The 13,482-nt window shown below is 65.8% G+C and carries 12 protein-coding genes; 6 read left to right on the top strand and 6 right to left on the bottom strand.

Annotation, left to right across the window (positions count from 1 at the left end):
- Positions 1 to 49: 49 nt before the first annotated feature.
- The 3 genes from ACWIGM_RS07850 to ACWIGM_RS07860 form a co-directional block, all read right to left on the bottom strand.
- On the bottom strand, positions 50 to 991 hold the full coding sequence (locus ACWIGM_RS07850; RefSeq protein ID WP_454025328.1) for an ABC transporter permease: 942 nt from the start codon (positions 989 to 991) through the stop codon (positions 50 to 52).
- Positions 957 to 1,916: an ABC transporter permease gene (locus ACWIGM_RS07855; RefSeq protein ID WP_454025329.1), complete on the bottom strand. Its 960-nt coding sequence runs from the start codon at positions 1,914 to 1,916 to the stop codon at positions 957 to 959. Before ACWIGM_RS07855 ends, ACWIGM_RS07850 begins: the two co-directional genes overlap by 35 nt.
- Positions 1,917 to 2,062: 146 nt before the next feature.
- On the bottom strand, positions 2,063 to 3,850 hold the full coding sequence (locus ACWIGM_RS07860; protein ID WP_454025330.1) for a peptide ABC transporter substrate-binding protein: 1,788 nt from the start codon (positions 3,848 to 3,850) through the stop codon (positions 2,063 to 2,065).
- A 291-nt stretch (positions 3,851 to 4,141) separates the two neighbouring features.
- Here ACWIGM_RS07860 and copM point away from each other — a divergent pair, with 291 nt between their 5' ends.
- The gene (copM, locus tag ACWIGM_RS07865) at positions 4,142 to 4,522 is read left to right on the top strand and encodes a CopM family metallochaperone (RefSeq protein ID WP_454025331.1); all 381 of its coding nucleotides are present in this window, start codon (positions 4,142 to 4,144) and stop codon (positions 4,520 to 4,522) included.
- A 177-nt stretch (positions 4,523 to 4,699) separates the two neighbouring features.
- On the top strand, positions 4,700 to 5,794 hold the full coding sequence (locus ACWIGM_RS07870) for a lysylphosphatidylglycerol synthase transmembrane domain-containing protein (protein ID WP_454025332.1): 1,095 nt from the start codon (positions 4,700 to 4,702) through the stop codon (positions 5,792 to 5,794).
- Positions 5,795 to 5,797: 3 nt separating this feature from the next.
- Here ACWIGM_RS07870 and ACWIGM_RS07875 read toward each other — a convergent pair whose 3' ends face one another.
- Positions 5,798 to 6,685 carry a DMT family transporter gene (locus tag ACWIGM_RS07875; protein ID WP_454025333.1) on the bottom strand — a complete coding sequence of 296 codons (888 nt, stop codon included), beginning with the start codon at positions 6,683 to 6,685 and terminating at the stop codon, positions 5,798 to 5,800.
- Between the two features lie 274 nt (positions 6,686 to 6,959).
- Positions 6,960 to 7,418: a winged helix-turn-helix transcriptional regulator gene (locus ACWIGM_RS07880; RefSeq protein WP_454025334.1), complete on the bottom strand. Its 459-nt coding sequence runs from the start codon at positions 7,416 to 7,418 to the stop codon at positions 6,960 to 6,962.
- 170 nt (positions 7,419 to 7,588) lie between these two features.
- Here ACWIGM_RS07880 and ACWIGM_RS07885 point away from each other — a divergent pair, with 170 nt between their 5' ends.
- A complete protein-coding gene (locus tag ACWIGM_RS07885; protein WP_454025335.1) occupies positions 7,589 to 8,509 on the top strand; it encodes an alpha/beta fold hydrolase in 921 nt (306 codons plus the stop codon).
- A gap of 94 nt (positions 8,510 to 8,603) precedes the next feature.
- On the top strand, positions 8,604 to 9,158 hold the full coding sequence (locus ACWIGM_RS07890; protein ID WP_454025471.1) for a helix-turn-helix domain-containing protein: 555 nt from the start codon (positions 8,604 to 8,606) through the stop codon (positions 9,156 to 9,158).
- Between the two features lie 6 nt (positions 9,159 to 9,164).
- Here ACWIGM_RS07890 and flhA read toward each other — a convergent pair whose 3' ends face one another.
- Positions 9,165 to 11,291 carry a flagellar biosynthesis protein FlhA gene (flhA, locus tag ACWIGM_RS07895; protein WP_454025336.1) on the bottom strand — a complete coding sequence of 709 codons (2,127 nt, stop codon included), beginning with the start codon at positions 11,289 to 11,291 and terminating at the stop codon, positions 9,165 to 9,167.
- A gap of 225 nt (positions 11,292 to 11,516) precedes the next feature.
- On the opposite strand from flhA, the gene ACWIGM_RS07900 reads away from it, so the two are divergent.
- Positions 11,517 to 11,864, top strand: coding sequence for a hypothetical protein (locus ACWIGM_RS07900; RefSeq protein WP_454025337.1), 348 nt, complete (start codon positions 11,517 to 11,519; stop codon positions 11,862 to 11,864).
- A gap of 83 nt (positions 11,865 to 11,947) precedes the next feature.
- Positions 11,948 to 13,378, top strand: a complete 1,431-nt coding sequence (locus ACWIGM_RS07905; protein WP_454025338.1) for an MFS transporter — start codon at positions 11,948 to 11,950, stop codon at positions 13,376 to 13,378.
- The last annotated feature ends 104 nt before the right edge of the window (positions 13,379 to 13,482 follow it).

The following is a 13,482-nucleotide window of genomic DNA, read 5'->3' on the forward strand; positions in this document are numbered from 1 at the left end:
TCCCGCCTCCGCCACTTGTCCTAAAGACTGATCACATCGCCACGCCGCGTCAGATGACGCGGCGTGGGTCGAGCGCGTCGCGCAGGCCGTCGCCGATGAAGTTGATCGACAGAACGGTCAGGAAGATCGCCGCGCCCGGGAACAACGCCCAGTGCGGTGCGGAGTCGAGGTGGTCCTTGGCGTCGAACAGCAGGCGCCCCCAGGTCGGGATATCCGGCGGGAAGCCGAGGCCAAGGAAGGACAGCGTCGATTCCGCGATGATCGCCGACGAGACCTCGATCGTCGAGGCGACGATGACCGGTCCGACCGCATTGGGCAGGATATGGCGCGTCATCTGGCGGAACTTGGTGGCGCCCTGGGCCTTGGCGGCTTCGACGAACTCTTTCTCGCGCAGCGACAGGAACTGCGCTCTAACCAGCCGCGCGACCGGCATCCAGCGCAAGCCGCCGATGACGACGACGATCAGGATAAAGACGCCGCCCTCGACGCCGAAGACTGCCTTCAGCTGCTCGCGGAACAGGTAGATGATCAGCAGCAGCAGCGGCAGCTGCGGCAACGACAGGAAAAGATCCGTCACCCACATCAGCACGGGGTCTGCGATCTTGCGCGACATGCCGGCGGTCGCGCCGATCACGACGCCGACGAGGGTCGCGACCACCATCGCGGCGAGGCCGACGGCGAGCGAGATGCGCCCGCCATACATCATCCGCGCCAGGATATCCTGACCGAGATCGTCGGTGCCCAGGGGGTGCGCCCAGGACGGGCCCTGGAGCTGCGCCGTGAAATCGATGTCATTGATCGGCACGGGCCAGAGCCAGGGGCCGACGACGACACCGAGGATCAGGGAGCCGAGGATGAACGCGCTCGCCATGGCAAGCCGGTGGCGGCGGAAGCGCCGCCAGGTTTCACGGCCGGGCGAGACCGATACGGTCGCCCCGGCGGCTGCCACGATGGGATCAGCCGAAGGAGATGCGAGGGTCGAGCCAGCCATAGAGCAGGTCCGCAATGAGGTTGAAGAGGACGACCAGGCAGGCGAAGACGAAGGTCACGGCCATGATCACGGGGGTGTCGTTGGCGAGGATCGCGTCGATCAGAAGCGAACCGATGCCGGGGATCCGGAAGATCTGCTCGGTGACGATGGCGCCGCCGAAGACCGCCGGCATCTGCAGGGCGACGAGCGTCACGACCGGGATCAGCGCGTTGCGCGTGATGTGGCGCAGCGTGACCCGCTTCTCGCTCAGCCCCTTGGCGCGCGCCGTGGTGACGTAGTCGAGCCGGATCACGTCGAGCACGGCCGAGCGGACATAGCGCGTATAGGACGCCGCCTGGAACAGGCCGAGCACTGTGATCGGCATGATCGCCTGGCGGAACATTTCCCAGTACCAGCGCCAGCCGCTCGCGGCGATATCGGAGCGATAGACGAAGGGGAACCAGTCGAGCTTGATCGAGAACAGCAGGATCAGGAGCAGGCCAGTGAAGAAGGTCGGCAGCGAGAAGCCGACGAAGGCGAGCGTGTTGGCGATCTGGTCGAAGATCGAATAGGGCCGCGTCGCCGCATAGATGCCGACCGGCAGCGCGATGCACAGCGCCAGGATCTGCGAGGTGCCGACGACGAAGAGGGTGGTCGGCACGCGCTGCAGGATCAGGTCGTCGACATTGATGCGGCTGGCGAAGGAGAAGCCCCAGTCGCCTTGCGCCATGGCCGAGAGCCAGCGCAGATAGCGCACCATGATCGGGTCGTTGAGGCCGAAGCTGGCGCGCAGGGCCTCGCGCACCTCGGGCGGGACGTTGGGATTGGTCGCCATCTCCGAGAACGGATCGCCCGGCGCCAACGCCAGGACCGTGAACAGGATCAGGCTGATGCCGAGCAGGCTCGGTATGGCGATCAGCAATCGCCGCAAAAGATAAGTCGCCATCAAGGGTTCCCGTGAAGCGGGGTGTCGCTAAAGCGAACCGCGCGGGCCGATGGCGAAGAGACACCACCGGACCAAGGCAGCTCGCGCGGAAGCGGCAGGGGCCGCTCGCGGACGGTATCGATCGTCCGCGAGCGGTTTAGCCGGCCTCAGCTGCGATACCAGGCAGCCACGTTCCAGGTGTCGACGTCCCAGCCGCTGTGATCGTGCATCAGGTTGGTCACCGAGGCGGCGACGCGGGTGCGCGAGAGCAGCGGCAGGATCACATTGGCTTCACAGAAGATCTCGTTGACCTTGATCAGCAGCGCGGCGCGCTTGGCCGGATCGAGCTCCTTCTGGGCAGCCTTGTAGGCCTTGTCGGCCTCCGGATCGGAATAGCGCGAGACGTTCCGGCCCAGCCATTTGTTCTCCTTGTTGGCGATCTCCCAGGAGACGAACTGGTTGAGGAAGCGTTCCGGATCGGGCTGCGGTTGCGTCGTCGTATACATCTCCATGTCGACATAGAGCTTGGTGTAGGTGTCGGGATTCGCCACGTCGGAGGAGAAGAACACCGACGCCGTCACCGACTTCAGCTCGAGGTCGATGCCGACCTTCTGGCAGGCCTGCTTGATGATCGCCTGCGTCTTCTGGCGCGGGGCGTTGATCGAGGTCTGGTAGACGTATTTGAGCTTCTTGCCGTCCTTCTCGCGGATGCCGTCCGAGCCCTTCTTGTAGCCGGCGTCGTCGAGGAGCTTGTTGGCCTTCTCGACGTTGAACTCGTATTTCAGCTTGCTCGACTTGAACTGCTTGGGCTCGTTGACGAAGCTCGCCGTCGCGGTGCCGCCGCGGCCATAGATGAACTTCTGGATCGAATCGCGATCGATCAGCAGGTTGATCGCCTCGCGCACCTTGGGATCCGACAGGGTCGGGTGCTTGGTCTTGATGCTGGAGCGCTCGCCATCGACCTCGGTCCACGGATCGGTGGTGTTGAGGATGATGAACTCGATGTCGCCCGAGGCGACCGCGCTGACCTTGCCACGGCCGCCGGTCTCCATCTTCTTCAGGACCTCGTCCTCGACCTGCAGGTTCCAGGCGTAGTCGAATTCGCCGGTCTGCAGCACGGCACGCGCCGCCGAGACCGCGTCGCCGCCGCCCTTGACCTCGATCGTGTCGAAATGCGGCTGGTTCTTGACGTGGTAGTCCTCGTTGCGCGTGCCGGTCAGGATGTCGCCCGGCTTGAAGTCGGCGAACTTGTAGGGGCCGGTGCCGACCGGCTTGAGGTTCGCCGGCGCCTCGCGCGACTTGGCGCCCTTATACTCGCCGAAATGGTGCTTCGGCAGGATCTGGCCGACGACGCCGACGAAGGGATCGGCCCAGAACGGCGTCGGCTCCTTGAAGATCACCTTGACGGTGTGGTCGTCGACCTTCTCGACCTTGATGTTGGTGTAGGAGCCGGTGGTGTAGGCGGCGGTCGCCGGATCGGCGGCGTATTCCCAGGTGAAAACGACGTCGTCGGCGGTGAACGGCTTGCCGTCATGCCATTTGACACCCTGCTTGAGCTTCCAGGTCACGACGGTGCCATCGGCGGAGAGCCCGCCATTGGCCCGGGTCGGGACCTCGGCCGCGAGCTGCGGGGTGAGGTTGCCTTCCTTGTCCCAGCCGGCGAGCGGCTCGAAGAAGATGCGCCCGGCGATCTGGTCCTTGGTGCCGCTGGCGAAATGCGGATTGAGCAGCGTCGGCGCCTGCCAGAGCAGGATCTTGAGCGGCCCGCCACCGCCGGCCTTGGTCGGCTTGTACTGCAGCGACGCCTGCGCCATGGCGACGTCGTTCCAGGCCAGGATCTGCGATGCGATCGGCGCCGTGATGCCGACCGCCGCCAGTCTGGTGATGAAGGCGCGCCGCGAGATCGTGCCCTCCTTCACGCCCTCGACCAGCCCGCGCAGCTTGTTCTCGTCCATCGTTGGTCCCCTCTGCTGATATCGATCAGTCTGATCCGAACGAGGCTTTCCGCCTCTTTTGTCTCGTCAGGGGGCGCAGCAAGACATGTGCCACAAAAAGCGTCAACCGGCGTGTACACAAAGGCGATCAACTGAGAGGCATTCCAATCTCGGATCGGGAGTGGCGGAGTGTCGCGCACGGGTGCTCGAGGCAACCCGAGACCTCGAGCCGTATGGCTCTGCCGCGCTGGTGACACGATCGCCGCGGAGGATTCGGGCATGCCGGAACCGGCTTCCCGAAAGGACATCAGCATGATCGCTACCCGCAATCTCTTCGCGGGCACTGCCCTGTTCAGCGTGCTCATCCTGGCCGGCCTTGCCCTGGCGCAGGGCCATCAGGGCCATGGCAGCCATGGCGCGACCGCCCCTGCCGCCGACACGGCCGCGACGCAGGCCTACAAGGAGGCCAATGACAGGATGCACAAGGAGATGGGCATCGCCTTCAGCGGTGACGCCGATGTCGACTTCGCCCGCGGCATGATCCCGCACCATCAGGGCGCGGTCGACATGGCCAAGGTCGTGCTCGCCCATGGCAAGGACCCCGAGCTGCGCAAGCTCGCCGAAGGCGTGATCACCGAGCAGGAGAAGGAGATCGCCTTCCTGCGCGACTGGCTCACAAAGCGCGGCAAGTAGTTTCGCCACACCCCCTCGGAATCGCTGCGGTTCGGGGCGGGTTCCGCGCCTGTCGCTTGCCCCGCGGGGCCGGCTTTGGCAGAGAGGCGGCGCGACTTGCGTCCACGCACATCCTGCATGCACAAGCCGTGGAACGTAGATGGGCTCTGGTCTCGCCTCCGGCTGCACGCGGGTTCGATGAAAAAATACCTCGACTATCTCTGGCCGCTGATCGGCCTCGTCGCCGTGATCTGGTCGGTCGACCTGCTCTGGGACAAGCTCAAGACCGAGGCCCTGACCAATGAGGCCGTCGCGGCCCAGCTCGAACAGGCCGGCCTCTGGGATGCGTTCAAGATCGTCGCCACCGGCATCGGCCAGAAGATCGCGGTCATTCCGCCGGCCGCCTTCTTCCACGCCGCGCTGGCGACACTCGTCGCCTATGCCGCCCTCGCCTGGTACGACCGCATCGCGCTGCTGCACCTGCACCGCGAGAAAGGCATCTCCTGGGCCTATATCTCGCTCTGCTCCTTCGTCACCTACGCCCTCTCGCACAATATCGGCGCCTCGGTCTTCTCCGGCGGCATGGTGCGCTATCGCGCCTATCACGCGAAGGGCCTGACGGCGGCGGAGATCGCGGTCCTGGTCGCGCTCTGCTCCTTCACCTTCGCCTTCGGCACGATCCTCCTGATGGGCCTCGTTCTCATCGGCGAGCCGCAGATCCTGCGCCCGCTGCATCGGCTCTCGACCTGGTTCGGCATCGGCGACAAGCAGGCACGGCTGATCGGCTTCGGACTGCTCGCTTTCTGCGTGCTCTACACGATCGGCTCCTGGCTGCGCTTCAAGCCGCTCAAGGTCGGCTCGTTCGAATTGGTCTATCCGCGCCTGCCGATCGTCGCGCGGCAATATCTCGCCGCGCCGCTGGAGCTGATGGGCGCTGCCGGCATCATTTATTTCGCCCTGCCGGAACAGGGAAATCCCGGCTTCTTCATCGTGCTCGGCGCCTTCCTAATCTCGTTCTCAGCCGGTCTGCTCAGCCAGGTGCCGGGCGGTGTCGGTGTGATGGAGGCAGTGTTCCTCGCGGTGATGCCTGGCGTGCCGGCGCCTGCCGTCTTTGCAGCATTGCTGGTCTGGCGGATGTTCTACCTGATCATTCCGCTGGTGATCTCGCTGCCGATCGTGCTCGCCTTCGAGCGCGCGCAACTGCGCAAGGCCTTGGCGCACGAGACGCAGGTGAAGGCGCAGGAGCAGGCGGCGGCCAAGGCCGCGGCCCTGCACATCGACCAGCCGAAGTGACGTTCAGCGCTTGAGCGCGATCGCCGCCGCGCCGAACATCAGGAGGCTGCCGATCGCCTCGGCCGGGCCGAACGGCTCAGCCAACGCAAAGACGCCGGCTCCGACCGCCACCGCCGGGCTGATGAAGGCATAGAGCCCGGCCCGGAAAGCGCCCCAGTCGCGCACCAGCCTGAGATAGATGGTGAAGCCGATCAGCGAGCCGCCGATGACGAGCACGGCCAGCGCCGGCAGCACCGGCCAGGACAGCAATGCGCCGAAATGGGCTGGCGTGACGTTTTCCAGCAGCGCCGACATCAGGCAGAGCCCCAGGCCGCCGATCAGGGTCTGCCAGCCGGCCAGTGTCAGCGTCGGAATCCGGCCCATCACCGGCCGCGACCAGACCGCGCCGAAGCAATAGAGCAGCGTGCCGGCCGCAACCGCCGCCAGCCCCCAGAGTTCGAGCGGAGCGCCCTTCGCCGCGGCGAGCCCGCCCAGCGCCCGCGTCGAGAACAGGAAGCCGAGACCGACCGCGCCGAGCCCGATCGCCGCGAGCTTGCGTCCGCCGATCGCGTGGCCCTCGATCAGGTAGCTGGCGATGATGGTGAAGATCGGGATCGTCGCGAAATTGACGATCGCCGCGAGCCCGGTCGGCGCCTGGGCCGTGCCCCAGAACAGCAAGGTGTAGTTGCCGGTGTTCAGGAGAAGCGCGGTCACGACGACGCGTGGCCAGGCCGCGGCCGGTACCCGCAGTACATCCCGGCCGGCCCAGGCCAGCATCAGCGCACCGGCAATGACGAAACGCGAGGCTGCGAGAAAGACCGGCGGCACATGCTGCGAGCCGACCTTGATCGGCAGCCAGGTCAGGCCCCAGACGAGGCACATCAAGGCGAAGAGGGCGGCATTGCGGGACATGGGCTGCGCTTAGCGATGAGGAGGAGCAAGGACCAATGCCGGCCCGGCATGCGGCCATGGCATCAATGTGAGAGCGCCTGCCACGCCGTCCGGCCATGCCCTTGCCGCGCTCTATTATATGAGAATCAAGGGTATGATAATGGACGACCTCGCGTCAAGATTGGCAGAGCGGCTGCGTCGTGAACGCGAAGCGCGTGGCTGGGGCCTGACGACCCCGCCGAGTGCTCCGGCGCCATGATCGGCCGGGTCGAGCGCGGCGAGGCGACCGTCGTTCCTATGCCGCAACATCTGGGCCCGATCGGACGACGGTGTCCTCCGGTGCCAGCACACGCCCGTCCTGCGAGCGTAGTTCCAATTTGCGCACCGGCTGCCCGCTCCTTCGATCCACCAGGCGGACATGCTCCTCGCCCGGCTCGAAAAAGAAATCCTCGCCCCATTGCCGGAGCGCGACGAGGAGCGGAAACAGGCCACGCCCCTTCGCGGTCAGGACATAGTCCTGATAGGGGCTGCCATCGGAAGCGGGGATCGTGTCCATGATGCCGTGCGCCACGAGATTGCGCAGGCGAGCCGACAGGATGTTCTTGGCGAGCCCCAGATTCTTCTGAAACTCCCCGAACCGGCTCAAGCCGTCGAAGGCGTCGCGGATGATCAACAGCGACCACCAGTCGCCGATTGCGTCCAATGGCCTGGCGACGCCGCAGCCGGCATCCCGGTGACTGATCCTCTTGGCCAATCCGACATCTCGCCAGGTTTGAGTGCACCCCCGCGCGCCGCCATGCCTCCGGGGACGGCCACGATCAGCCTCGAACATAGTGGTTGCAAATTAAAACCTCAAGCAATACGAGTATTGCGGTTTTAGTTTGCAACCACCGAGCGGGCAGATCTGCCGGAGAGGAGAATCACGTGATCCGGTTCGACGACACTTTCAGCGGCAGCTTTCCATATGAGCCGCACTTTGCGCCCGTCTCAGGCTTTCGCATGCACTATGGCGACGAGGGGCCAAGGGATGGGCAGGTGGTACTCTGTCTCCATGGCGAGCCGACCTGGGGATATCTCTATCGTCACCTGATCGCTGCGCTGCGCGGCACCTACCGGGTGGTCGTTCCCGATCACATGGGCTTCGGCAAGAGCGCGACGCCGCAAGATCGCAGCTACTGGCTGCAGGATCATGTCGACAATCTGGAACGCTTCGTGCTCGCCCTCGACCTTCGCGATATCACTCTGGTGATGCACGATTTCGGTGGCCCCGTCGGGATGGGCCTCGCCGCTCGGCTTCCCGGCCGCATTCGCCGGGTGATCGCAGCGAATGGGCCAACCCCATTCGGTCAGCCCGATCTCGTTGACCTGGTGACCGCAAATGCCGCCACCTCTCCCTGGTTCCAATGGATTGCGAAAGCGCAAGCCGATGGCAGCCTCGAAACGGTCTTGGGGCAGCTCGGGTTCAATATCCTGAGCACCCTCAAGCTCAACGGCTTCGAGAACAACACGGTCATCACCGATACCTGGCTTTCCGCCTATGGGTCGCGCTTTGCGACTCCCGCCGACTGCCTGGGCGCCATTGGCTGGGCAAAGGGCTTCGCGACGGGTGCGCACAGGTTCGAGACGCCCGATGTCGCGACAGATCGCGCAATCCGGTCGAAGCCGGCGATGGCCATCTGGGGCGAGGCCGATCGGACGCTCGGCGCCAGACACTTCCTGCCGCTGTTCAGCGAGATTTTCCCCGATGCACCAATCCATCGTCTCGCTGGCGTCGGTCACTACTGCTTCGAGGACGCTCCCGACGATGTCGCGACTCTCATCGCAGAGTTCATCGGGCGAACCTGAAGCTGGAAGCCCTCTCTGGCCAGATGTTGGGAGCAGCCTGCCGACGGTATTGGCAAGTTCGCGCCTCTACGATACGAGAATCCATACCATGATGATGGACGATCTCGCGTCAAGATTGGCAGAGCGGCTGCGCGGCGAGCGCGAGGCCCGCGGCTGGAGCCTCAACGATCTCGCCGAACGCTCCGGCGTCTCGCGCGCCATGATCAGCCGGATCGAGCGCGGCGAGGCGAGCCCGACCGCGGTGCTGCTCGGCCGGCTCTCGGGCGCCTTCGGCCTGACCCTGTCGAACCTGCTCGCACGGATCGAGAATGCCGGCGAGCGCGTCCGCCGCGCCAAGGACCAGCCGCTCTGGCGCGATCCCGAAACCGGCTTCGTCCGCCGGGCGATCTCGCCGGCCGGCAATGGCGATCTCGAACTGGTCGCCGGCGAATTGCCGCCCGGCGCGGCGATCGCCTATCCCGCCAGCTCCTACGCCTTCATCCGCCAGCAGATCTGGATGCAGTCGGGCCTGCTCGACTTCGACGAGCGCGGCATCGTCACGCGGCTCGAAGCTGGCGACTGCCTGGAGCTTGGCCCACCCGCCGATTGCCGCTTCAGCAACCCCGGCACCGAGCCGGCGCGCTATCTCGTGGTGGTGAGCAGGCGCTGACTCCCATCACACGCTCCCCACCGTCCTGAGCTTCGCCCGCGGGTGGATCTCGCTCTGCGAGAGCACCGGCGTCTCGCGGCGGAAGCGCTCGATGATCTGGCGCACGAAGGGCCGCGCCATGCCGGAGGTGACCAGCGCCGGCATCTCGCCGAGGCGCGCTGCCTCTTCGAACTTGTCGCGCACCTGATGGACGAAGTCCTGCAGCCGCGAGGGCTGCATGGCCAGATGCCGGTCCTCGCCCTGACCGACGATCGATTCGGCGAAGACGCTCTCCCAGGCCGGCGACAGCGTGATGATCGGCAATTGCCCGTGCTGGTTGGAGAACTGGGCGCAGATCTGGCGGGCGAGCCGGACGCGGACGTGCTCGGCGATGTCGCGCGGATTCCGGACGCTGCCGGCAACCTCGGCGATGCCCTCGACGATGGTGCCGAGATCGCGGATCGAGATGCGCTCGGAGAGCAGGAGCTGCAGCACGCGCTGGATGCCGGTGGTCGAGATCTGCTGCGGCACGATCTCCTTGACCAGGTCGGCATGGTCCTTCGGCAGTTCGCGCAGCAGCTTCTGCACCTCGCCATGCGAGAGCAGCTCCGGCATGTGCGACTTCAGCACCTCGGTGAGATGGGTCGAGATCACTGTGGCCGCATCGACCACGGTATAGCCGCGCAATTGCGCCTCGTCCTGCAGCGCCCCGTCGATCCAGGTCGCCGGCAGGCCGAAGGTCGGCTCCAGCACGTTGTGGCCGGGCAGCGTCACGCTGCCGCCCATCGGGTCCATTGCCATGTACTGGCCGGGATAGACCATGCCGTGGCCGGCATCGATCTCCTTGATCTTGATGAAGTAGTGGTTGGCCTCGAGCTGGACGTTGTCGACGATGCGCACCGCCGGCATGACGAAGCCGAGCTCGGCAGCGAGCTGGCGCCGAAGTGCCCTGACCTGGTCGGTCAGCCGGTCGGCGCCACCCGGCGCATTGACCAGCGGCAGCAGGCCGTAGCCGATCTCGATCTTGAGCTCGTCGAGCTTGAGCAGGTCGTTGAGCGTCTCCTCCTTCGGCGTGCCGTCGGCCGCGACCGGCGACGCTCCCTGCGGCCCCTGCGTCGCCGCTTCCGCCTCGCGAGCCTTGGCGAGCCGGCCGAAATGCCGCGCCAGCCAGCCCGAGCCGGCGGCAAGGGCGAGAAAGGGCAGCATCGGGATGCCCGGCAGGAGCGCGATCAGCAGCATCACCGCCGCCGACATGCCGAGCGCCTTGGGATAGCCCGAGAGCTGCTTGCCGAGCGCCTTGTCGGCAGCGCCGCGCACGCCCGATTTCGAGACGAGCAAGCCCGCCGCGGTCGAGACGATCAACGCCGGGATCTGGCTGACGAGACCGTCGCCGACGGTCAGCAGCGTGTAGCTGTGCGCCGCGGCGCCGAAGCTCATGCCCTGCTGCGCGACGCCGATGATGATGCCGCCGATCACGTTGATGAAGGTGATCAGCAGGCCGGCGATCGCATCGCCGCGCACGAATTTGGAGGCGCCATCCATCGAGCCGAAGAAGTTGGCCTCGTCCTCCAGCGCCTTGCGCCTGACCTTGGCGACCTCCTGGTCGATCAGTCCGGCCGAGAGATCGGCGTCGATCGCCATCTGCTTGCCCGGCAAGGCGTCGAGGGCAAAACGCGCCGCGACTTCCGCGATACGGCCCGAACCCTTGGTGATGACGACGAAGTTCACGATGATCAGGATGGTGAAGACGATCACCCCGATCACGAAATTGCCGCTCATCACGAAATTGCCGAAGGCCTCGATGACGTGGCCGGCAGCGGCGGTGCCCTCATGGCCATGGGCGAGGATGAGGCGCGTCGAGGCGAGGTTCAGCGCGAGCCGCAGCATCGTCACGATCAGGAGCACGGTCGGGAAGGCCGAGAACTCCAGCGGCTCCTCGATGAACAGCGCCGTCATCAGGACGAGCACCGACAGGATGATCGAGAGCGCCAGCAGCATATCGAGCAGCATCGCCGGCAGCGGGAAGATCAGCACCACGAGGATGCCCATCACGCCGATGGCGAGGAACAGGTCCGGCCGGTTGAGCAGCGCGCCCATCTGGCCGCGCGACGGCATCGCCATGCCCCCGCCGCTGCCCGCCGTCACATCGCTCATCGAACAGCCGCTCCCACGCGCCGACCCTCCACGGGCGGCAGTCGCACCCGGCAATTCTTGCCGAGCGCATGGTTAACGAGTGGTTAGGAAGGCGGAAAAAATCCCGTCTGGAACCTTTCTCTGAACAGGCTGTTATCGAATGGCCGCCTTCTGGCCGCATTCGGCCGCCCAACTTCCAGCGGGTCGACGACAGCGGCCGCTTGGCCGGAGCCTTTGGAGGAAATCTTGGATAGACGTTCGTTCGTGCTGAGCCTTTTCGGTGGCCTTGCCGCCGCCAGCCTCGGCGGCATGGGCATTGCGCAAGCTGCAGCCTCAGCTCCCGCTGCCCCCCTGCCGGGCCCGGAGGATCTGGCCCCGGCATTGAAGGCCGGCCTCGACCAGGCCGATGCCGACTTCAGCCAGACCGTAGTCCGCCGGACCACCGTCGTCCGCCCGGCCTACCGCCGGCCTGTCGTCGTGCGCCGCACCACCGTTGTCCGTCCGGCCTATCGCCGCCCGGTCGTCGTCCGGCGCACCACTGTCGTACGTCGCCCGCGGCGTGTCGTGGTCCGTCAGCGCGTAATCTATCGCTGAGAGCGGAACCTATCGACGGGCGGCACCCAGCCGCCCGTCGCCTTTGAAGCGGCGCCAAGACCGTCTGTCGAAGGGAAAGCCTCTTGAACGAGGGACACGAGAACTCCGGCGAGATCGTCACCGATATCCCGGCCAGGCTCGACCGCCTGCCCTGGTCGCGCTTCCATACGCTCGTCGTCGTCGCGCTCGGCGTCACCTGGATTCTCGACGGGCTCGAAGTCACACTCGCCGGGGCCGTCTCCGGCGCCCTCAAGGAAAGCCCGACCCTGCGGTTCACCAATACCGAGGTCGGCATGGCAGGCGCCGCCTACCTCTCAGGCGCAGTCATCGGTGCCGTCTTCTTCGGCTGGCTCACCGACCGGCTCGGCCGCAAGAAGCTCTTCACCATCACCGTGCTGGTCTATCTCACCGCAACGGCTGCTACCGCGTTTTCCTGGAACCTGTGGAGCTTCCTGCTCTTCCGGTTCCTGACCGGGATGGGCATCGGCGGCGAATACACCGCGATCAACTCGACCATCCAGGAACTCGTGCCGGCGCGCGTGCGCGGCTGGACCGACCTCGTCATCAACGGCTCCTTCTGGGTCGGTGCCGCGATCGGCGGCGTCGCCGCCATCGTCCTGCTCGATACCACCATTGTGGCCCCGAATCTGGGCTGGCGCCTCGCCTTTTTCATCGGCGCCGTGCTCGGCCTGATCATCATGATCCTGCGGCAATGGATCCCGGAAAGCCCGCGCTGGCTGATGAGCCATGGCCGTATCGCCGAGGCCGAGCGCATCGTCGCCCATATCGAATCGTTCTCGCCGCCGCAGCCCGCCGCGGCGCTGCCGACGCTCACTTTGCGCCCGCGCCCGACCACACCGATGAGCGAGGTCGCCCATACGCTCTTCGTCACGCATCGGCCGCGCACGCTGGTGGCGCTGGCGCTGATGACATCGCAGGCCTTCTTCTACAACGCGATCTTCTTCACCTACGCCCTGATCCTGACCGACTTCTACGCCGTTCCGTCCAATCTGATCGGCTGGTTCATCCTGCCCTTCGCTGCCGGCAATTTCCTCGGTCCGGTCCTGATCGGGCGGCTCTTCGACACGCTCGGCCGGCGCCCGATGATCGCCGCGACCTATATCCTCTCCGGTGTCCTGCTCGTCGGAACCGGCTACCTCTTCGCCCGCGAGCTGGTCTCCGCCAACCAGCTCACCATCTGCTGGAGCATCGTCTTCTTCTTCGCATCCGCCGCGGCGAGCTCGGCGTATCTGACCGTGAGCGAGACCTACCCGCTCGAGATCAGGGCGCTGGCGATCGCCGTGTTCTATTCGCTCGGTACAGGGCTCGGCGGCGTCGCCGGCCCCTGGCTGTTCGGCGCGCTGATCGATACCGGCTCGCGCATGAGCGTGTTCGGCGGCTATCTGTTCGGCGCGGTGCTGATGATCGCCGCCGGCCTGATCGCCTGGCGCTTTGCGGTGAAAGCGGAGCGACGCTCGCTCGAAGACGTCAGCAAGCCGCTGAGAGCGATATGAGGATTCGGCGGATACCTGAGCGGCGATTGCGTCTCAAACCGTCACAACCAGCTAACGGCCGGACTCCCGCGCCGTCGGCCCTTTTTGTGAACCATCGTCACATC

This window comes from Allobosea sp. NPDC055332, assembly GCF_053645455.1.